Annotated in this window: 17 protein-coding genes; 4 read left to right on the forward strand and 13 right to left on the reverse strand. The window is 57.4% G+C overall.

From position 1 onward, the window contains the following. Nucleotides 1–82: 82 nt before the first annotated feature. The 3 genes from KCQ76_RS01535 to mqo all read right to left on the reverse strand — a co-directional run bounded on the left by KCQ76_RS01535 (nucleotide 83) and on the right by mqo (nucleotide 3,674). A complete protein-coding gene (locus KCQ76_RS01535) occupies nucleotides 83–931 on the reverse strand; it encodes a vWA domain-containing protein (protein ID WP_235428814.1) in 849 nt (282 codons plus the stop codon). Next, nucleotides 864–2,039, reverse strand: a complete 1,176-nt coding sequence (locus KCQ76_RS01540) for a magnesium chelatase ATPase subunit I (protein WP_046202188.1) — start codon at nucleotides 2,037–2,039, stop codon at nucleotides 864–866. The genes KCQ76_RS01535 and KCQ76_RS01540 overlap by 68 nt, the downstream gene beginning before the upstream one ends. Nucleotides 2,040–2,177: 138 nt before the next feature. Beyond that, the gene (gene mqo, locus KCQ76_RS01545; protein WP_236881396.1) at nucleotides 2,178–3,674 is read right to left on the reverse strand and encodes a malate dehydrogenase (quinone); all 1,497 of its coding nucleotides are present in this window, start codon (nucleotides 3,672–3,674) and stop codon (nucleotides 2,178–2,180) included. Between the two features lie 411 nt (nucleotides 3,675–4,085). Here mqo and mtr point away from each other — a divergent pair, with 411 nt between their 5' ends. After that, nucleotides 4,086–5,627, forward strand: coding sequence for a mycothione reductase (mtr, locus tag KCQ76_RS01550; protein WP_257994324.1), 1,542 nt, complete (start codon nucleotides 4,086–4,088; stop codon nucleotides 5,625–5,627). Nucleotides 5,628–5,748: 121 nt separating this feature from the next. Further along, nucleotides 5,749–7,152, forward strand: a complete 1,404-nt coding sequence (locus tag KCQ76_RS01555) for an MFS transporter (protein WP_046202450.1) — start codon at nucleotides 5,749–5,751, stop codon at nucleotides 7,150–7,152. On the opposite strand, the gene KCQ76_RS01560 is transcribed toward KCQ76_RS01555, so the two are convergent. The 4 genes from KCQ76_RS01560 to KCQ76_RS01575 all read right to left on the reverse strand — a co-directional run bounded on the left by KCQ76_RS01560 (nucleotide 7,149) and on the right by KCQ76_RS01575 (nucleotide 13,130). Then, the gene (locus KCQ76_RS01560; RefSeq protein ID WP_231725273.1) at nucleotides 7,149–8,810 is read right to left on the reverse strand and encodes a cobyric acid synthase; all 1,662 of its coding nucleotides are present in this window, start codon (nucleotides 8,808–8,810) and stop codon (nucleotides 7,149–7,151) included. The two genes, KCQ76_RS01555 and KCQ76_RS01560, sit on opposite strands and share 4 nt — an antisense overlap. 33 nt (nucleotides 8,811–8,843) lie before the next feature. Continuing rightward, entirely contained in the window at nucleotides 8,844–9,785 is a 942-nt protein-coding gene (map, locus tag KCQ76_RS01565; RefSeq protein WP_046202709.1) for a type I methionyl aminopeptidase, read from the reverse strand. A 114-nt stretch (nucleotides 9,786–9,899) separates the two neighbouring features. Then, nucleotides 9,900–11,777: a penicillin-binding transpeptidase domain-containing protein gene (locus KCQ76_RS01570; protein ID WP_046202451.1), complete on the reverse strand. Its 1,878-nt coding sequence runs from the start codon at nucleotides 11,775–11,777 to the stop codon at nucleotides 9,900–9,902. A 66-nt stretch (nucleotides 11,778–11,843) separates the two neighbouring features. After that, nucleotides 11,844–13,130, reverse strand: coding sequence for a M50 family metallopeptidase (locus KCQ76_RS01575; protein ID WP_046202452.1), 1,287 nt, complete (start codon nucleotides 13,128–13,130; stop codon nucleotides 11,844–11,846). Between the two features lie 267 nt (nucleotides 13,131–13,397). Between KCQ76_RS01575 and KCQ76_RS01580 the strand changes: the two genes are divergently transcribed. Further along, nucleotides 13,398–13,814: a DUF2631 domain-containing protein gene (locus KCQ76_RS01580; RefSeq protein WP_046202453.1), complete on the forward strand. Its 417-nt coding sequence runs from the start codon at nucleotides 13,398–13,400 to the stop codon at nucleotides 13,812–13,814. 70 nt (nucleotides 13,815–13,884) lie between these two features. Here KCQ76_RS01580 and rlmN read toward each other — a convergent pair whose 3' ends face one another. Further along, nucleotides 13,885–15,069, reverse strand: coding sequence for a dual-specificity RNA methyltransferase RlmN (gene rlmN / locus KCQ76_RS01585; RefSeq protein ID WP_231725272.1), 1,185 nt, complete (start codon nucleotides 15,067–15,069; stop codon nucleotides 13,885–13,887). A 115-nt stretch (nucleotides 15,070–15,184) separates the two neighbouring features. On the opposite strand from rlmN, the gene KCQ76_RS10720 reads away from it, so the two are divergent. After that, on the forward strand, nucleotides 15,185–15,751 hold the full coding sequence (locus KCQ76_RS10720) for a LapA family protein (protein WP_231725271.1): 567 nt from the start codon (nucleotides 15,185–15,187) through the stop codon (nucleotides 15,749–15,751). A gap of 20 nt (nucleotides 15,752–15,771) precedes the next feature. On the opposite strand, the gene KCQ76_RS01595 is transcribed toward KCQ76_RS10720, so the two are convergent. From KCQ76_RS01595 to rpsB, 5 genes are all read right to left on the reverse strand, one after another. Then, nucleotides 15,772–16,650: a phosphatidate cytidylyltransferase gene (locus KCQ76_RS01595; protein WP_046202454.1), complete on the reverse strand. Its 879-nt coding sequence runs from the start codon at nucleotides 16,648–16,650 to the stop codon at nucleotides 15,772–15,774. Between the two features lie 33 nt (nucleotides 16,651–16,683). Further along, nucleotides 16,684–17,241, reverse strand: coding sequence for a ribosome recycling factor (gene frr, locus KCQ76_RS01600; protein ID WP_012731798.1), 558 nt, complete (start codon nucleotides 17,239–17,241; stop codon nucleotides 16,684–16,686). Nucleotides 17,242–17,343: 102 nt separating this feature from the next. Continuing rightward, nucleotides 17,344–18,108 (reverse strand): UMP kinase, encoded by a 765-nt coding sequence (gene pyrH / locus KCQ76_RS01605; RefSeq protein ID WP_012731799.1) that lies wholly within the window; start codon nucleotides 18,106–18,108, stop codon nucleotides 17,344–17,346. A 303-nt stretch (nucleotides 18,109–18,411) separates the two neighbouring features. Next, nucleotides 18,412–19,239: a translation elongation factor Ts gene (tsf, locus tag KCQ76_RS01610; protein WP_046202455.1), complete on the reverse strand. Its 828-nt coding sequence runs from the start codon at nucleotides 19,237–19,239 to the stop codon at nucleotides 18,412–18,414. Nucleotides 19,240–19,272: 33 nt separating this feature from the next. Further along, on the reverse strand, nucleotides 19,273–20,133 hold the full coding sequence (gene rpsB, locus KCQ76_RS01615) for a 30S ribosomal protein S2 (protein ID WP_046202456.1): 861 nt from the start codon (nucleotides 20,131–20,133) through the stop codon (nucleotides 19,273–19,275). Nucleotides 20,134–20,273 lie beyond the last annotated feature (140 nt).

A 20,273-nucleotide genomic window follows, 5' to 3' on the forward strand; every position in this document is an offset into this window, starting at 1 on the left:
AATTATCGCCGTGCTTATTCACGGCTGAGCGGAGTGGGTTGCTTTGCCCCGACGCTCTGGCTCGAGGTTCTAACGCAACGTTTTAACTAAACGTCTTGATGACTCCACCTAGGTTATCGGCCGACAACTCATCTAACCGAACACACGGGGCATGGAGGTTCGCTGCTAGTCGTGATGCTAAACCTAATCGCACCCGGCCTGGGCGTTCACAATCGATGACAACGCTCCCTACAAGCCCTCGGCGAGCGATACGACGAGCTGCTACCTCGGCAGCAGCCAGACCACCTTTGCCATTTGCGCGTCCGTCCGACAGACACATGAGGATAGCTCTACGGCCAGGCTCGCGATAGTGTTCGCGGGTAATTAGCTCATAAGCTTTATCGAGCCCGGCGGCCAACGGGGTACGTCCACCTATTTTGACATCGGCTAAACGACGAGCAGCGATCGTGATCGACCGTGTAGGCGGAAGAACGACTGTCGCTTCTGACCCATGGATAGTGATCACGGCGACCTTGTCACGGCGCTGGTAAGCGTCGGTCAGCATCGACATAATCGCTCCTGTCACAGCTGAGAGACGGTCGCGTGCTGCCATCGACCCCGAGGCATCGACGAGGAACACGACGAGGTTTGCTTCCGATCCACGACGAATGCTTCCGCGCACGTCATTCGATTCCAGAGGAACACGGTGAGTGTGATTGTCGATCCGCGCTCCACGATCTGCCGCGGCGAGGACCGTCCCCACGACGTTGAAACCGTGACCGTCTCGTACTGCTCGGATAGTTGAGCCGTGCGCTGAGATGGCATGCGATCGTCGCCCCAGCGCGGTGGATTCGACCTGGCCTAACTTCTGAAGCTGAACAAGCCTAGCGACGAAAGGGCGCGCCCTGGGCGGCGCGGCCTCCTTCCTGCGGTGCCGGACCGCGGTTGTCATCGTTATCTGCATCGGACTTGTTCTGCTGCGGTGTGGGATGGTCAGCGCTGGGGTCAGGGGTCCCATCCGAGTGGCCATCGTCGCTGGTGAGGTCGTCGACATCGTTAGTATCGACGTCACCATCACTGTCCTCGGTGTTGTCCGGCGCGGGGTCGTCATCCGGTTCATCGGGGACCTCGTCACGTGCGCGGTCCAACGCTTCGTCGAGCTCGTCGTCGCTGATATCAGGGGAATCGAAGGGGTCCCGACGTCGGTGCGGGAGCGCCAACTCGGCCGCGACTTTAATGTCCGAGTCCTTGATCGTTGTCCGGCCTTCCCAGGCAGCATGGGCGGCGGCGGCACGAGCAATCACGAGGTCTGCGCGCATGCCATCGACATCAAAAGATGCACAGATGGATGCGATTCGCCCCAAGACGACGTCGGTGAGTTCTACTCCTGTCACACGCTCTTTAGCAGCGACAATGCGCGTTGCGATGTCCCTCTCGGCATCGGCCCACTGCTCGAGGAATTCCTCAGGGTTCTCATCGAAGGCCAAGCGCCGGCGCATTACTTCCGTCCGCGACTTCGTGTCACGCGGCGCGGAAACGTCGACAGCCAAACCAAACCGGTCCAAGAGCTGGGGGCGCAACTCCCCTTCTTCCGGGTTCATCGTGCCGACGAGGACAAAGTCGGTGTCCTCCGTATGAGAGACCGCGTCGCGTTCGATGCTGATGTACCCGGTTGCTGCGGCGTCGAGAATGATATCGACCAAGTGGTCCGCCAGCAGGTTAATTTCATCGACGTACAGCACTCCCCCGTTTGCCTCGCTGAGCAGGCCGGGCTGGTATTCAGCATGGCCGGTAGTGAGAACGCGCTCGACATCAATAGAGCCCACCACACGGTCTTCCGTGGCACCCAACGGGAGGTTAACAACCTTCGCCTTCGGGTCCGGAAGCATCCGGGAGAAAGCGCGAACTGTCGTCGTCTTCGCCGTGCCTTTTTCGCCTCTAACAACGACACCGCCGATGCGGGGAGAAATAGCGGTCAAAATCAGCGCTAATTTCAGTTGGTCCTGCCCAACCACGGCACTGAAGGGGAAAAGCGAAACGCTGTGTGACGAAGGCAACATACTTCCTACTCTAGAGGCTTCCTACCGTGAACGGTTTACCGCCACTGATAATAAACACCAGGATGCGACAAGTGAAAGACACGAGAAAACGGCCCGGAACCGAACATTCACCGATTCCAGGCCGTGCTCAATAGCCGTTTAGGATTCCAGCTGCAACGCCTTCTGCGAACGATCCCACTGCTCATGGAACAGATCGGTGTGACGCGACATCAACTTGCCGTACGACGGCACCATTTCCTTGATCTTCGGCGCCCACTCGATCATCTTGCTGCCGAAGCACCGCTCCAGCAGTTCGATCATAGCCGACGGAGCGATCGAAGCTCCCGGCGAAGCACCCATCAAACCGGCGATGGAACCGTCGTTGCTCGAGATCACCGCGGTTCCGAACTCCAAGGAACCAAACTTCGGCGCACCAATCGGCTTGATGACCTGAACACGCTGACCAGCGGTAACCAGCTCCCAGTCCTCGGTACGTGCCGACGGCATGTATTCACGGAGCGACTCCACACGAGCGGTCTGGTTCTTCAACACCTCTTCCACGAGGTAACGGGTGAGGCCGAATTCCTGAAGGCCGACGCCGACCAGCGACGCGATATTCCCCGGACGCAGCGACTTCGGTAGATCCAAGAAGCTGCCCTTCTTAAGGAACTTCGGTGTCCAGCCAGCGTAGGGGCCGAACAAAAGGCCACGCTTCCCGTCGATAATGCGGGTATCCAAGTGCGGCACCGACATCGGGGGAGCACCCACGGACGCCTTGCCATACACCTTCGCAGCGTGCTGTTTGATCAAGTCCTCGTTGGTGCAACGCAACCAGGCACCGGACACAGGGAAACCACCGTAGCCCTTAATTTCCGGGATACCGGCTTTCTCCAGGAGCGGCAGTGCCATTCCGCCTGCACCAACAAAGACAAAGTTTGCTGTAATCACTGAAGTGTCCCCGGTGTGAAGGTTCTTCGAGGTCACCTTCCAGTGACTGCCCTCTCGAGAAATGTTTTGAACCTCATTGCCATACCGGATTTCGACGCCATTCTGGGTGACGTAGTCAATATATTGGCGAGTCAGGGCACCAAAGTTAATATCCGTGCCCTCGTTGGTCCACGAAATCGCCACTGGTTCCGTGTAGTCACGGCCGCGCGCCATCAGGGGGAGTTTTTCAGCGAACTTTTCGTTGTCATCCGTGAAATGCATCCCCGGGAACAAGGGGTGCTTGCTGAGAACATCAAAACGCTTACGGAGGAAACGGACCTGCTCACCGCTGTGCCCGAACGACATGTGGGGGCACTTGTTAATGAACTCACGCGGATTGCCGAGCTTATTTTCCTCAATGAGGTAGCTCCAGAATTGGCGAGAGATCTGGAACTTCTCGTTCACACTCACCGCTTTTGTAATGTCAATGTCGCCATTGACTTCCTGCGTGTAGTTCAGTTCACATAGCGCCGAGTGGCCAGTGCCAGCATTATTCCATGGTGACGACGACTCCCCCGCCGGAATATCAAGACGCTCCAGGATCACCTGATCCCAATCCGGTTGAAGCTCTTTAAGCAAAGTACTTAGCGTAGAGCTGATAATTCCGGCACCGATGAGCACAACGTCGGTATCGGTTCCTTTTCCTACGCGATCAGTGGATTCTGACACGATTTTCATCATCCTTCGAAGCGTCGCGAACCAACGCGACGCCGGTAAGAGAAGCGAGTTGTTATTCGTTCTGGTCTGTCATATTGCGCAAAACGGCCCGCGGCCAATTGCTATGGTGACCCGTCACGGTCAAGAACCATGAATCGTGGGTCGATCCCAACGCGGAACCATCCCACCGTTTGAGAGTACCCGGCGCGGAGGACAGGCACGGCATAACCGTCGTGAAAAGCCCAACATAATGACCATTTACATATCACCGGCACCCTTAAACGGGGGAAGCCCAAAGCTGTCACCGATGACGCCCGGTGGGAACAGGACTCGCCTCTGCGGTGTTAGTCGAAATGTAGACTCACGTGCGCATGATAAAGCGACGGCATCATTCGCATGTTATCGACATAGAAAGGACGTTCAATGGCTCCAACCTCGACGGCTGAGCGCAATAATCCTGTTATCCCTCAACCCGTCCACAATGGCCCCGAAGCACCGACGCGGCACTATGACCTCATGATTATCGGGACGGGGTCCGGCAATATGATCCCGGGGCCTGAGTTCGGTGATAAGCGGATAGCCATCGTCGAAAAGGGCACGTTCGGGGGGACATGCCTTAACGTCGGCTGTATTCCCACCAAGATGTATGTCTATGCGGCCGATATTGCGGAGGCTGCGCGGGAATCCGAACAGTACGGGGTGCATGCCCACGTTGACGGGGTCGATTGGCCCGCCATCGTGCGTCGTATTTTTGAACGCCGTATCGACCCCATTGCGCGCGGTGGCGAAGAATACCGCCGTGGCGATGAGAACCCGACAGTGGATGTCTACGACCAGTTCGCCCGTTTTATCGGACCACGGACCCTGGCAACCGGACAAGGTGATCAGCCTGTCACGATCACAGCGGATCGTATTATCGTGGCGGCAGGTTCGCGGCCATTCATCCCATCCGTCATTACGAATTCGGATGTGGCCTACCACACGAATGAAGATATCCTCCGGATCCCTGATCTCTCCTCATCAATGATCATCCTTGGTGGTGGAGTTATCGCCGCCGAGTTTGCCCACGTCTTCAGTGCGCTCGGGGTGGACGTGACCGTCATCAACCGGTCGCCTCATTTGCTCAAGCGGTTCGAGGCGGACCTTTCGGAGCGCTTCACTGAGATCGCGTCCGAGCGCTGGACTACATACCTTGGCCGCACCGTCACCAAGGCGGAAAGAAAGACAGAAAGCGCCGACGGAGTCACCCTAACTCTCGACGACGGCACCACAGTCAGCGCTGAGATGCTTCTCGTCGCCATGGGACGAACCCCCAACGGCGACCTCCTCAACGTCACTGAAGCCGGCATGGACCTCGATGATGGAGGAAGAATAGTCGTCAATGCGTACGGCGAAACCACTGCTCCCGGTGTGTGGGCGCTTGGCGATGTGTCGTCGCCGTACCAGCTGAAGCACGTGGCCAATCACGAGGCGAAGGTCGTCAAGCACAATGTCTTGCTTGATATGGGGCTGTTGAAGAGCCCTGACGAAGCACAAGCCGGCATGGGAGAGATATCCACGAGCGGCCCCGATGCTGGCAAACAAGCCTTCCACCACACATATGTTCCTGCAGGAGTGTTTACCCACCCGCAGATCGCAACCGTCGGTATGACGGAGGACGAAGCGCGGAACTGGGCGGACGAGAATGACACGACCGTGGCCGTGAAAACGCAGAACTATGGCGATGTGGCCTATGGCTGGGCGATGGAAGATACCACCGGGTTCGTGAAACTCATTGCTGATACGACGAGCAAACGGTTGCTGGGTGCCCACATCATTGGGCCGCAAGCCACGACGTTGATCCACCAATTCATCACCATGATGGAGCAGAAACTGACCGTCCCTGAGGTGGCCGAGGGACAATACTGGATCCACCCGGCACTGTCGGAGGTCAATGAAAATGCCCTCCTTGGGCTGGATCTGTAATCCCACACGCACAGCCCCGCTGTAGTCCCGCAGTGGGGCGAGTGGCCCTACCCACCCATCGTCGTATATAAACAGGTGGTCAATTAGCGAAAGAAGAAGTGTAGAGGTAACTGCTCAATTTATGGCTGGAAATAGGTTTGCTCTCAAGGGGTCGACGTCCGACGCCCAGGAAGGCCTACTCTCATCCCAATATCGTGCTCTCACGATCGGGTTGATAACGCTCATTACCATTGCTGCGTTTGACCAGACGGCAGTCATGTCCGTCATGCCCACCATCACCGCAAGTCTGGGAGCACCCGGGGGAACCGCTTATACGTTAACGTTCACTGTGGCAACGGCAGCGTCAATTTTCGCCATGGTTGCTGGCGGAATGCTCGCGGACTCCCGGGGCGCAATGAGAACATTGCGAGGGTCCGGCCTCTTATTTGTGGCAGGCCTGGTACTTGCTGTTGTCACCCCGACGATGCCGATTTTCCTCGTCGCGCGCGTGCTCCAGGGGCTCGGCGGGGGCGCCATCGTGGTGGCGATCTATGCGATTATCGCCGTCATTTACCCCTCGCAGCTGCAGACCAAAATGTTCGCGGCCTTAGCGGGTGCCTGGGTGATACCCACACTCATTGGGCCCGGGGTTGCGGGGATTATTACAGAGAGTCTCAGCTGGCATTGGCTTTTCGGCATCTCAGCTGTGGCGTCGATCATTGTGTTCCCTCTCCTCCCCCGCGCGACGACGCCATTAACGCGTGAGACCGATCATCGGAACGCAATGAAGATGCTGATCGCGGCGTTCGTTATCGCGATAGCTTCCTATCCGCTCTCAATTTCCGGTGATTTCGCGGCATGGGGAGTTCTGATCTTCCTCCTCGCCACAGGCGTGACCGCCGTCGCGATTCGCCCGCTGGTACCCGTCGGCACTTTCCGCGCTGCGGGTGATGTGCCGTCGATGGTTCTTTTGCGATTCCTTTTCGACGCTTTCTTCGGGCTCGAGGCGCTCATCCCTCTGCTTCTGGCACGCCGTGACGGATTGCCACCAACACTGACCGGGCTCGCGCTGACGGGAACGGGGATTACCTGGTTTATCGGATCGCAAGTGCAGTCGAGCGCCAAACCGCGGTCACTCCCGGTGACGTTGTGGATCTCTGCTGCGGTCTTGGGGATCGGCGCTGCTGGTGTCGGTATCAGCAGTGCATCAGGCGCACATTGGGCGTGGATAACAGCGTTTTGGACATTGACCGGATTTGGTGTGGGATACAGCTACCCCCGGATTAACACGGCAGCGATGAGCTTGTCCCCGGCCGATAAGGCCGGCTTTATGGGATCTGCACTGCAGGTAGCAGGCATGACCGGGATGACGGTGTCTGTCGCGGCCGCGACTCTTGTTCACACCCTTGTGCCTCTGTCTACGGGCGGATCCTTCGGCGTGGTGTACATGGTCGCCGTTCTTTCACCTCTATTCATCGCACTCATCGCACGCAGATGTGGACATATTGATGACGAAGCACGAAATAGCGTCAGTAACGCCGGCTAGGTCGTCACGATTCCCAATCGTTCGGCCCAGTCTGCGCCCAACGCTGCGTCCACGGCGTCGGCTAACCGGTCGACCTGTTCAGCGCGAGCGTCATGGAAACTGATGTGTCCGGGGACGAATCCGGATAAGCCACATGTCTGGGCAACATCGCGGAGGAAATGGCGTCGGAAAGAATCGACCTCGAGCTGTCCGTGCCGGTGTGTGCCCCACACGGCTTTATCATGTGCTCCTTCGTAGCGTGCTGCCCGGGCTGCACCGCTCACATGACTGTCGAGACCTGCATGGTCGCCTAAGTCCCCGTCGTCGGTAAGTGGCCCGATCCACCCTGGGCAGTTTTGACGGACAACTCGACCGTGGTGGATCTCAAAGGCTGTACCGTGATTGGCCAGTGTTTTTTCGGGGAAAAACTCGATATCGATGTCCAAGAAATTCAAGCCGGCGACGGGTTCGGAGTGGCCGGACTCGACGGGGTCCGTAATCGAGTGGCAGAGCATCTGGAATCCCCCACATATTCCCAAGATCGGCCGGCCGGCGCGGTAGCGTTCCTGAAGCTGCGGGCCAGCTGTTTTCTTCAGCCACTCTAAGTCGTGGATCGTCGACTTCGACCCCGGAATGACCACTAAATCCGCCGAGGCAATAGCCGCGGGCGAGGTGGTCCATTCCACATCAACGCCAGGCTCGCACGACAAGGCCTCGATATCGGTGCTGTTCGACACCCGAGGCAGGCGAACAGCGGCTACCCGTATGGTGTTGGTCCCGATAGGCGGAAGGCCGGGGCCCACTCGCCCACTGGCACCCGATAATGAGTCTTCAGCATCTATCCAGAGACCGTCGATGAATGGGATGACGCCGAGCGTCGGAACACCGGTTCGGCGCGTGACCTCGTCCAACCCCGGCTGAAGGAGGCCGACGTCACCGCGGAACTTGTTGACAATGAAACCTTGGAATCGGTCGCGATCAGCCTGGTCGAGAATGAAGTACGTGCCAAAAAAGTGCGCGAGCACACCGCCGCGGTCGATATCGCCGACAAGGACGACGGGAAGATCCGCAGCTTCCGCCAACCCCATGTTCGCGATGTCGGTGTGCCGGAGGTTGGTTTCCGCTGGTGACCCAGCCCCTTCACAGATGACCACATCGTATTCGCGGCGGAGCGACTCCAACGCGTAAGCGCTGACCTCACGCAAGTGCGTGCGGTGTTCGATGTAGTCCCGTGCGCCGACGGTGCCGGTTGCGACTCCGCGGAGCACTAGTTGGCTTCGACGGTCTGCCTCCGGTTTCAGCAGGACCGGGTTCATGTCGACACTGGGAGTCACCCCGGCAGCGAAAGCCTGCAATGCCTGGGCTCGTCCGATTTCCCCAGCGACGAGACGTCGGCCATCGCCGTGAGTGGAAGCTGGATACGAGGCCGCCTCCCCACTGTCTGAGTTGCCCGCACCTACTGAATAATCAGTCGCCAACACGACGGCCGAATTATTCGACATATTCTGAGCCTTGAAAGGCGCGACACGGTAACCCCGACGTGCCAATGACCGGCACATGCCAGCAACGACAACCGATTTGCCAGCGTCTGACGTACATCCGGTCACCAACAGTGCCGGGGCTAAGGAAGGCGAAGAATCAGCCTTGTTGTACCCGGCCTTTTCATAGTCAGCATTCATGGGTATTTAACTCGAACCACGCACGTTCGATTCTCACGCTTCGTCGATGGAGAAGTCTGGCTGGGTCAAAATCTCAACGCCGTCCTCGGTCACGACGAGGGTGTGCTCAAACTGTGCAGTCCAGTTTCCTGGTTGCGTCAGTTGGACGGTCCAATCGTCATCCCACACGCGGTAATCGAGGTTCTCCGTTTGTGTGATCATGGGTTCGATGGTGAAGGTCATGCCCGGTTCCATGATGTCATCCGGCCATGAAGCGTCGTAATGCAAAATGACAAGTCCATTGTGGAATGTGGTTCCAATGCCGTGACCCGTGAAATCACGCACTACTCCGTACCCGAAACGGCGAGCATAGGACTCAATCACACGGCCAATCATGTTCACAGGCCGGCCCGGCTTACACGCTTTGATAGCCCGGTACATGCTTTCTTCTGTGACCTTGACCAGCTTTTTATGCTCTTCAGAGACATTCCCAGCCAGGAACGTTGCATTGGTGTCACCATGGACCCCATTTTTGAATGCCGTGACATCGATATTCACAATGTCACCGTCCTTCACGACGGTGGTGTCCGGAATCCCATGGCACACGATCTCATTGAGGCTGATGCAACTAGCTTTGGGGTAGCCGCGGTAATGCAAGCAGGACGGATAGGCATCGTGCTCAATGAAGTAATCGTGAACGATCCGATCCAGCTCGTCCGTCGTCACTCCCGGTTGAACTGCTTCCCCCGCCTTCTGCAAGGCATTTGCCGCGATGACGCTCACTTCGCGCATCCGCTCAATGTTTTCGGGAGTCTGAACAAGGGGTTCCCCAATCCCCTCTTGAGGCTCTTTGCCACTGTTAACGTATTCAGGACGCGGGATATGGGCCGGGACATGGCGGATAGGAGTGGCATGCCCGGGCTTGAGTGGCGCACGATCACCGCCGTGACGCTGTGACTCCGATGTGTGAGATTTCTTTGCTGAACCGTTAATCATGACCACATGGTAGCGCGGTCCATTAACGACGCCGATGCGGGCGACCACTTGCGCTCAGTGACGCCGACTGCGTGCGCTCGTCGTCGGCAGTTTAGGTGCGAGCCGGCCAGCGTATTAGTCGTCGCCACCCAAGTTCTGGAAAAAGGATTGGGTGATGGCAACCGAGTGTTCCGACCCGCCGCCCATGGGGATCAGAGTGGCGAAGGCGAGGTCTCCCCGATATCCAGCGAACCACGCGTGTGACCCATCGGAGACTTCAGCTTCACCGGTCTTACCGAAAACATCGCCCTCACCTGCGATAGCACGAGCCGTACCCGACGTCACGACAGCTCGCATCATCCCGCGCAGTTTGTCGATGGTGGGGGGATCAATCGTCGGCACATTGGTGTTCTTGACTGTCGTTTGGTGGGATTCGATCAAGGTAGGAGTCGGAGTTTTCCCCGCTGCAGCTGTGGCAGCAACAAGAGCCATACCGAACGGGCTAGCCAAGTCTTTACCCTGGCCGAAGCCACCTTCTACACGATCAACCAGTTCATCGGCCTGTGGCACCTGACCTGTCAGCGTGTCCAACCCGTCAATCTTGTAGTCCTGCCCGATGCCGAACTGCTGGGCAGTAGATTTCAGCTCCCCCGGCTTCAGCTTGCTAGACACGTCCGCAAAGGTGGTGTTGCACGATTGAGCGAACGCTTTGGTCAAGGAGACATTGCCCAAACTGAAGTCGTTGTAATTGTGTACAACGCGGCTTCCGATTTCCATGGTGCCCGGGCACGGCACGGTGGAATCGGGAGTGACCAACCCGTGCTGCATCCCCGCCGTTGCCGTCACCATCTTGAACGTCGATCCGGGAGGGAACAACCCCGTCAGCGCCAGATCGCCCTTTTTATCGGCATTAGCTGTCTGAGCAACAGCCAGGACCTCACCCGTCGACGGGCGAATCACGACCATCATCGCTTCGGTATCTGCACGGGTGTCCACTGCTTTTTGGGCAGCGTCCTGCACCTTCTTGCTCAAACTGATCTTCACCGACTGAGCAGGAGTTGGTTGCTGCTCTTCCAGGCTCTTAATGACAGCCCCATTGGGGTTCACAGAGGCCACCTGCCACCCATTTTTCCCATCGAGTTCGTCATTCACTATCGACGACACCCTGCTCAGAATGTCAGGCGCGAAGTTCGGGTCAGGGCGGACCAGAGCCGGTTCCTCGTTGAGAGTGACTCCATCGACCCCTTTGAGTGCATCAACGACGTCGTGCGCACGTGAAGGCACCATCGCGACGGAGTAATCTCCGTTGACGTTTTTCACGGATTGGTGGACGGCGGAGGCGTCAATCGTCGGAACCCCTGCGTCCCCCGCATGGCCGTCGTTGAGGATGGATGCAACATGATTGATGGTCGCCGAGTCATGCTTATTGAGAAGCACGCGGAATTGGGTTCCCGGTTCGAGCAAGACCTGGCCGTCCGACCCGATAACGGGTGCCCGATCCGCCTGGAGCGATCGAAGCTCTAAATGCTGGTCGGAGCCCAGATCGGGATGAATGACCGCTGGCTTCCACCGCACTTTCCACGCCTGATTCGTCTTAGCGAACGTGGCCTTGGCGTCGTATGAGAGCGAACGATCCTTCGGCAAGGTCCAGTCGTAATGGTAGGTGGCTACGGACACATCACCGGACGAGGAAAAATCTTTCAGGCTAACTTTAAGGTTTTGCGCCTGCAGTCCCTTCCACGAGTCCGTGATGCTTGCCTCTGCTGCCGACTTATTGTCTGTTGCATCGGCCGCTTTGTCGGCGTGGTCAATAGGCTCATCGTCATTGGCATCGCCGTTTTTATCTTGCGACGAGGCCATCGCGCTGAGCTGCTTGGCGAAGTCAGTTGCCGCTTCGCGCGCTCCAGCTGGTTTTGGTGTACACGCGCTCAACGTCGCTAAAACGGTGACCGAAGCCACTGCCAGGATCTTCTTTCCGCCATGCCCGTACCGACGAAGCCTCACGCGCTGCATGGTACGAAACCTAGCAGCGTTCAACGTTCTCTAGGCTCCGACCCGCCGACGTTCCTCCGCTGGGTCTTAGCCGAAGAGTCTGATGGGGTTCACAACGTCAGCAACAATGACCAACGCACCGAAACCGAATAAGAGGACAAAGACGACAACGGTCAGCGGCATCAACTTGGTGTAGTCGGCGGGCCCAAGTGGCGATAAGCCGCGGAGCCGTCGCACCATATCACGGAGCTTCTCCCAGATCGTGACGGCCACGTGCCCACCATCGAGCGGGGGCAAGGGAACGAGGTTAAACAATGCGAGGAAAAAGTTCAGGCTAGCCAGGAGGAGGAAGAAGGACGACCACTGATCGTGTTTAACCAAGTCGCCACCGGCCACCGAGGCTCCGACAACGCTCATCGGCGAGCTCTCGCTGCGCTCACCACCGCCGATCGACCGGACGACTCCTGGAACCGATGCCGGCAGCTTGGCCAAGCCGACGACCGACTGGCCGATCATGTAACCGGAATAGTGCAAGGAACCCGGGATAGCGGATAGCGCGTTGTAGTGCGAATACATATTGTTGGGGCGCTCCCAGGTCATCCCAATAGCGCCAACCGTCACCGTCTTGCCCTGAGTGGTCTCCCGCTGGACACGCTGGATCGTGACATCAACCGTTCGTGTTTCACCGTTTCGCTCGACAACGACGGGGACTGTGGGGTCGTGGTCGTCATCCGCGTGGTCACGTCCGATCTTTTGGACGACGTCGCCCATCGTCGTGAAGTCCGGGGTGTCGTGACCATCAACCTTGACGATCGTATCACCCTGGCGGATTCCAGCCTTCCCCGCGGGCCCGGGACCACTACAGTCAGTCGTCGACGAATCCTGGGACGAACTATTCACGGAAGCCGATTGCGGAACACACTGCGTCGAGCCGACTTTTGCCGACAAATCGACGTCGGGATTGGGGAGCCCCCACGCGACGGCCACGAAGTACATCACGACGACGCCGATCAGCAGGTTCATCATGATGCCCCCCAGCAGGACGATGAGGCGCTGCCACACGGGCCGTTTGACCATGGAAAATGGCTCGTCTTCTGGAGCAACCTCATCGATCGCTGTCATCCCGGCGATATCGCAAAACCCACCGAAGGGGACAGCTTTGAGGCCATATTCCGTCATGAGGGGACGCCCGGCCGCTGCCGACGTTTTCTTTTCCCTCCGTCGGAAAGAGAAAAGCGTCGGGCCAAAGCCAATAAAGTAACGACGGACACGCATTCCGCAGGCGCGTGCAGAAACCATGTGGCCACATTCATGCAGCGCGATGGTCAGAACGATCCCCAAGGCGAATAAAACAAGCCCCACGATGAAACTCATGAGGGCCAACCCTACCGCGTTCCACGAGAGAACGCTGCTACGTGCAGACCACACCGTTTTTTCACAGAATTACCACCAACAGGGTGTATTGGTCATGGTCGACGCGCTACCCTACTATGGCTGAGAATTAATTTGGGGTAATGTAAACGACAGCAGTGTGACTGAAACGTCGACAATAAATACCCCACTGGTCCCGCGGAATCGCACCGGACACATATATCAGACGTGGATCGTCACTGTTCCGGCGGAGATAGAGGAGAGGTTCTCGTGTCTGAGACGAAAGACAAAGTATACGACGGCGTATCAACAAAGGACGAGCCATCCGCATTCTGGGGTTGGCATGATCTAGGCCGGCGTCCGGTTATTATCTCTGGCGTCGTTGGTGGCCTTTTCCTATTGTTCATGCTTGTCGGTAACCACAAGGGCCATGTCGAAGATATTTTCCTCATCGCAACTGCTGCCCTGTGCTTCGTCGGAGCATTGCTGATCGCTTTGCGTCCTAAGCTCAACCAGGTTCGGACCGTGACCGCTCGCAATAAGCCAGCGGATTACGTTGAGCGCGACTGGGCTGCTGATCAGCTCAACCTCCATGGAGCATATTCTGACCTTTCCGACTCTCAGTTGCGTTCCTTCAACATTGATCCGGCGACGTTGAAGGGGCAGCGCGCCGTCCAGGGGAACTAACTAATACAAAATCAGTTGCTGGGATAATCCCCTGGCTGTCCGGGCCTTACCCCCGGCCCCTGGCCCAGCCTTATGCAGTCTTTTCTTCCGCAGCTAGCTGACCGCAGGCTGCGGCTATTTCTTGTCCGCGGGTATCACGAACGGTGCACTCGACACCTTGTGCTTTCACTCGGCGGACAAATTCTTCCTGTTGCTGCTTCGTCGAGGCATCCCAAATAGACCCAGGCGTCGGGTTCAACGGAATCACATTCACATGGACCTTCGAATGAAGTGCTTTCTTCAACTTCTTACCTAAGAGGTCCGCACGCCACCCCTGGTCATTGACGTCACGGATCAACGCGTACTCGATAGAGACTCGGCGCCCTGACCGATCCGCATAGTACGCAGCAGCATCCAAAACCTCCTCCACGGACCACCTATTGTTCACAGGAACGAGGCTATCGCGGAGCTCATCGTCGGGAGTGTGCAACGATACCGCCAGCGTGACGGAGAGACCTTCGTCGGCAAACCGGCGAATTGCTGGCGCAAGTCCTACCGACGACACCGTCACGTTACGTTGAGACAAACCGAATCCCCGCGGCGAAGGGTCAGTAATCTGCCGAACAGCGCTAACGACGCGCTTGTAGTTCGCCAGCGGCTCGCCCATCCCCATAAAGACGACGTTGGACAGGCGGCCTTTGCCACCAGCAACGTCACCACTGTTCATCGCAGCTGCGGCGGCGCGAACCTGGTCCACGATCTCCCCCGTCGACAGGTTACGATGCAAACCGCCTTGGCCAGTTGCGCAGAACGGGCAGGCCATGCCACACCCCGCTTGGGAGGAAATACACAACGTGGCTCGGCCCGGGTACCGCATCAAGACTGACTCGAGCAAGGTGCCATCGTGCAACTTCCACAATGTCTTCCGCGTCATGCCCTGATCACACGAAATATTGCGGACCTCAGTCATGAGCTCGGGGAAAAGAGCTTTCTGAACCGGCTCACGCGCAGCAGCCGGTAAGTCCGTCATGGTCTCAGTGGAAGCCTCAAATCGGCCGTAATAGTGGCGGGCCAATTGGTTCGCCCGAAAAGCCGGAAGCCCTAAGTCCTTCACGGCCTGCTTTTGCTCATCCACCGTCAGATCCGCGAAATGTGTTGGAGGTTTCCCGCGACGCGGAGCGGCGAACTTCAGCTGTGCTTTGTTGTCAGCTCGATTGAGGGACTCGACGGGCTTAAGACCCAAGTCGTTGTGTGTTTCTGTATGTGTTTCCGTCATTACTTATATTCTGCCTACGATGCGAGAGGATAATCCAATCACAGCCCACCGGTGAGTGCGACGGGATGTCCGCGAACCGACGTGCTGGTGGATGTTGAGGTATTGTTACGGAGCAATGAGTACATCACCAAAATCTAAGGACAACAAATCGACTCGGGCCAATAATGCGGTGGGTCGCCCACGCATGGACGGAAAAAGCGACACCGAGGCACGCACACCGAGCGTCGTTAGACCAACCCCTGAAGGTGAGCGGAAGAAGGCCGAGCGCCAACAGAATGAAGAAGCTGCGCAAAACCAGGATGCGCAACAAAACCGGTCTACGGGCAGCTCCTCCCCCGTTAGCTCCTCCGATGATGAGCCACGTACCGAGCGCCGTCGCGTGAACCGTGAGGGAACTGACACCAATGCTGGTCCGATGAAGAATAAGACTGACGTACAGGGCTCCGTCGCGGGAAGCACGTGGGTGGCACTGAGTGTCGGAATTGCTCTGTTAGTGCTTCTCCTAATTTTCATTATTCAGAACATGGAGTCTGTTACGCTAACAGTCTTTTTCTGGACGGTCTCGTTCCCGGCAGGTGTTGGGTTCCTCCTCGCCGCCATTATTGGAGCTGTCATTATGCTCTCTGTTGGCTCCGTTCGGATGATTCAGTTGCGACGGCAAATCCACCAACTACGGAAATAAGGAAGCACGACGCGGACCGGTTACATCTGAAGAACAGTCGCGATGATCCAGGTCATCGCGGCCGCAGGGAGCAGGCTATCCAATCGGTCCATGAGCCCACCATGTTCGGGGAGAAGCGTGCCCATATCTTTAATTCCCAGGTCTCGTTTGAATTGGGACTCGACGAGATCACCGAGCGTGGCGGCACACGCAAGGAACAGGCCGACGAGGATGCCCTCCCAGGGGGCTCGGTGGAGCAAAAGCCAGGTGGCTATGACCCCGACAATGGCCGCAAATACGAGGGAGCCTGCGAATCCTTCCCACGATTTCTTGGGGCTAACGGCCGGTGCAAGAGGATGTTTCCCGAAAAAAACGCCGGCTGTAAAACCACCAACATCATTGGCAACGACGCACAAGATGAATGTCGCAATGAGGGCCCAGCCACGAAGACTTCCCTCATTAAACAGGGTGAGATGTGCGGCGGCCGTTCCGCATAGCGAAATCCACGTCAGAACAAAGACCGCCACTGACATATCGCGAAGGTAATTCGTGGGTGCTTGATGGGTTCCCCGGTGGAATAGCCGGGTGATCATGATCGCGCCGACGGACACGATGTAGCCCATCAGCATGCCCTTCGCCCCCCACGGCAACGACAACCACAGCATCAACTGCCCACCAGCCAGCATGGACAGAACTGGGACATCGTAGTCATGCTCCTTCAGCCGACGGGACACCTCGAGGGTCGCTAGCGGAATGATGACGGCTAACAGCGGGTACCACGCGTGCGGAATAATGAGGCATCCGATAATTAAGGCCCCAAGTAGAACGCCAACAATGATGGCGACGGGGACGTTACGCCCCGCCTTGTTGCGTGGGTGCGGCAGAGATCTGCCGTCGGAACCGCGCTCGCTTACCTTCATCAGCTTTCCCCGAGTTTTCTGCTGTAAGCCACGCTAGACTTCCATTAATTCTTTTTCTTTGGCTTCGATGAGCTTGTCCACCTGGGACACATACTCGTGGGTGGTTTTATCCAGTTCCTTCTCCGCGGCCTGGACCTCATCTTCGCCGGCTTCGCCGTCTTTTTGGATTCGCTTGAGCTCGTCCATTCCCTTCCGGCGGATGTTACGGATAGCGATGCGCGCGTCCTCCCCCTTGCTCTTCGCGAGCCGGACCATCTCTTTACGACGCTCCTCGGTCAGCTGCGGCACGGTGACACGCAAAACTTGACCGTCGTTGGTCGGGTTGACGCCCAAATCCGAATTGCGAATAGCGTTTTCGATGGCGTTCATAATGCTGGGCTCATATGGCTTGATCAGCAGCATTCGTGGTTCTGGGACGCTGATCGTTGCCATCTGCGTAATCGGCGTCATGACTCCGTAATATTCGGCTTGAACTCCGTTAAACATCGACGGGTTCGCGCGGCCGGTGCGAATCGTCGTGAGGTCTTCACGAGCGTATTCCACCGACTGGGTCATACGTTCTTCGCTCTCTAGCAGTGTGTCATCAATCATGGTGTGTACCTCACAGTGTGTTGTAATAAGCGCGACGTCATGGGCACGCGGGGCTCATGCCGTCGCCTCATTGGCCATGTCGCCTAGCAAACGATGGCTGTATTAATCATTATCAGACGAACGGACCAGCGTGCCGATATTTTCGCCATTGACCGCCCTCGCAATATTTCCTTCAACGAGCAAATTGAAGACGAGGATCGGCATGTTGTTATCCATGCACAGGCTGAAGGCCGTGGCGTCAGCCACCTTCAGTTTCTTATCAAGGCATTCACGCGGAGTGACTTCCGTGTACATGGTGGCGTCAGGGTTTTTACGGGGATCGTCGTCGTACACTCCGTCGACGGCCTTCGCCATCAACAGGACTTCACAACCGATCTCCAGCGCTCTCTGGGCCGCGGTGGTATCCGTCGAGAAGTAAGGCATTCCCATGCCCGCACCGAAAATGACGACGCGACCTTTCTCGAGGTGCCGGGTCGCACGGAGCGGAAGATAGGGTTCCGCGACTTGCGCCATGTTGATCGCTGTCTGAACGCGGGTCTCGACGCCCTGTTTTTCAAGGAAGTCCTGAAGGGCCAGGCAATTCATCACGGTGCCGAGCATGCCCATGTAGTCGGAACGCGATCGATCCATTCCCCGCTGGGACAACTGCGCTCCGCGGAAGAAGTTGCCACCCCCGATGACCACACAAATTTCAACTCCGTTGCGGGCAACTTCGGCGATCTGACGAGCAACATTGTCGACGACGTCGGGATCAACTCCGACTTTGCCGCCGCCGAACATTTCACCGCCCAGCTTCAGCATGACCCTCTTATATGGTGATCGGTGAGGACCGTGTGCAGGTGAATTGGGGGCGTCATTCTGCGCCATTCTGGATGTCTCCTCATGAAGTTGAGTGTGCGACCCTACCTGAACCGACCAACGTGAACGCTGCCATCGGCAACGAAGGGGCCAGTGGGTAACCCGTTGGGTTTTCCTCGTGACATCCTACCTGGCTCTCTGGACAAGAACACAACTTGACACTTGGAGGTAGTGGGAGGAGACGAGGATCCGGCCAATCGTCCACTATTTGGGCATCATTTCTGCCGGTAAAAAGCAAAAACCTCGGCCCCTCTTCCCCGTATAGGGAAAAGAAACCGAGGTCGTTTCGCTCACTAGGTGAGGCTCAGCAGATTACTGCTGGCCAACTTCGTAGCGACGGAAGCCGGTCAAGGTGACGCCAGCCTCATCCATCAACTGCTTAACAGTCTTCTTGTGATCAGCGACGGAAGGCTGCTCCAGAAGCACAACGTCCTTGAAGAAACCGTTGAGACGGCCTTCGACGATCTTCGGAAGAGCCTTTTCGGGCTTGCCTTCCTCACGGGAGGTTGCCTCTGCAATGGAACGCTCTTTCTCGACGATGTCGGAGGGAACGTCCTCGCGCTTCAGGTACTTTGCCTTCAACGCGGCAACCTGCATAGCAGCGTTGTGGGCTGCTTCTTTCGCTGCGTCGCCTTCACCTTCGTACGCGACCAACACGCCGACTGCCGGCGGGAGGTCAGCGGAACGGTGGTGCAGGTAAACAGCAACGTTGTCGCCGTCGATGGTGGTAGCACGACGAAGAGCCAGCTTCTCACCGATCTTGGCCGAGAAAGCCTGCAGGGCTTCCTCTGCCGGGGTGCCGTCGACGTTGACAGCAGCCAGGTCCTCGGGCGAGTTAGCCTTGGCCTCATCAGCGGCCTTAGCAACCTTGTCCGCGAATTCTTTGAACTCGGCGTTCTTAGCAACGAAGTCGGTCTCGGAGTTGACCTCGATCATGGTGTTGCCGGACACGGCGATGAGCCCTTCGGCAGCGGTGCGCTCTGCGCGCTTACCGACGTCTTTCGCACCCTTGATGCGGAGGAATTCCACGGCTTTGTCGAAGTCGCCGTCAGCCTCCTCTAAAGCTTTCTTACAGGACATCATGCCTGCACCGGTGATCTCACGGAGCTTCTTGACATCAGCTGCAGTGTAATTCGCCATCAGCGATTCTCCTTCAGTATGTGAAAACGGGTCTTACTTTGACTCAGCTTCAGAGGATTCGGCTGCGGACTCATCACTGGAGGTCGCCGTCGTCTCAGATGCCGTTGAAGCAGCGTCGGAAGCCGCTTCTGCGCTCTCACCTTCGGAAGAAACAGGCGCATCGTTATCGCCAGCAGCAGCCTTGGCCTCAGCCTGGGCGCGCTCAGCGCGAGCCTTCTTGCCGTCCTCAACGGCGGAGGCAATGACGCCAGTCAGCAGCGCAGCCGAACGGATAGCGTCGTCGTTACCCGGAATCGGGTAGTCAACGACGTCAGGATCGCAGTTCGTGTCCAGAATGGCCACGACAGGGATGTTCAGCTTTTGAGCCTCGGAGACAGCGATGTGTTCCTTGTTGGTGTCGACGATCCAGATCGCAGACGGAACCTTGTTCATGTCGGAGATACCGCCAAGAACGCGCTCGAGCTTCTGACGCTCGCGGGTCAGCATCAAGACTTCCTTCTTGGTGCGACCTTCGTAGCCGTTTTCCGCTGCGTCCATGGCCTGAAGTTCCTTCAGACGACCCAGGCGCTTGTGGACGGTTTGGAAGTTGGTGAGCATGCCGCCCAACCAGCGGTGGTTGACGTACGGCATACCAACGCGCTCGGCCTCGGTTGCAACTGCTTCCTGGGCCTGCTTCTTGGTACCGACGAAGAGGATGTTGCCGCCATGAGCAACAGTCTCTTTAACGAACTCGTAGGCAGAATCGATGTAGGTCAGTGTCTGCTGAAGATCAATGATGTAGATGCCGTTGCGTTCCGTGATGATGTAGCGCTTCATCTTCGGATTCCAACGACGGGTCTGGTGGCCAAAGTGGACACCGGCGTCAAGGAGCTGACGCATGGTTACAACAGCCATATATTTATTGGGAAGCACATTGGGGACGCTTAGGTGCTCGTTGTGCCAGGTGGTTTGTACCGATTCCCGGCGCGGAACACAGCGGTCCGGCTTCCCTCCTCGCTTTCTGCTCGGACGTAGTGGTTATTTCTTACATGTCA

Source organism: Corynebacterium parakroppenstedtii, assembly GCF_019754935.1.
Taxonomy (GTDB): Bacteria; Actinomycetota; Actinomycetes; order Mycobacteriales; family Mycobacteriaceae; genus Corynebacterium; species Corynebacterium parakroppenstedtii.

Coding starts and splice junctions, on each gene's coding strand:
- KCQ76_RS01535 (WP_235428814.1), bottom strand. CDS start 931: ATGACAACCGCGGTCCGGCACCGCAGGAAGGAGGCCGCGCCGCCCAGG.
- KCQ76_RS01540 (WP_046202188.1), bottom strand. CDS start 2,039: ATGTTGCCTTCGTCACACAGCGTTTCGCTTTTCCCCTTCAGTGCCGTG.
- mtr (WP_257994324.1), top strand. CDS start 4,086: ATGGCTCCAACCTCGACGGCTGAGCGCAATAATCCTGTTATCCCTCAA.
- KCQ76_RS01555 (WP_046202450.1), top strand. CDS start 5,749: ATGGCTGGAAATAGGTTTGCTCTCAAGGGGTCGACGTCCGACGCCCAG.
- KCQ76_RS01560 (WP_231725273.1), bottom strand. CDS start 8,810: ATGAATGCTGACTATGAAAAGGCCGGGTACAACAAGGCTGATTCTTCG.
- map (WP_046202709.1), bottom strand. CDS start 9,785: ATGATTAACGGTTCAGCAAAGAAATCTCACACATCGGAGTCACAGCGT.
- KCQ76_RS01570 (WP_046202451.1), bottom strand. CDS start 11,777: ATGCAGCGCGTGAGGCTTCGTCGGTACGGGCATGGCGGAAAGAAGATC.
- KCQ76_RS01575 (WP_046202452.1), bottom strand. CDS start 13,130: ATGAGTTTCATCGTGGGGCTTGTTTTATTCGCCTTGGGGATCGTTCTG.
- rlmN (WP_231725272.1), bottom strand. CDS start 15,069: ATGACGGAAACACATACAGAAACACACAACGACTTGGGTCTTAAGCCC.
- KCQ76_RS10720 (WP_231725271.1), top strand. CDS start 15,185: ATGAGTACATCACCAAAATCTAAGGACAACAAATCGACTCGGGCCAAT.
- KCQ76_RS01595 (WP_046202454.1), bottom strand. CDS start 16,650: ATGAAGGTAAGCGAGCGCGGTTCCGACGGCAGATCTCTGCCGCACCCA.
- frr (WP_012731798.1), bottom strand. CDS start 17,241: ATGATTGATGACACACTGCTAGAGAGCGAAGAACGTATGACCCAGTCG.
- pyrH (WP_012731799.1), bottom strand. CDS start 18,108: ATGGCGCAGAATGACGCCCCCAATTCACCTGCACACGGTCCTCACCGA.
- tsf (WP_046202455.1), bottom strand. CDS start 19,239: ATGGCGAATTACACTGCAGCTGATGTCAAGAAGCTCCGTGAGATCACC.
- rpsB (WP_046202456.1), bottom strand. CDS start 20,133: ATGGCTGTTGTAACCATGCGTCAGCTCCTTGACGCCGGTGTCCACTTT.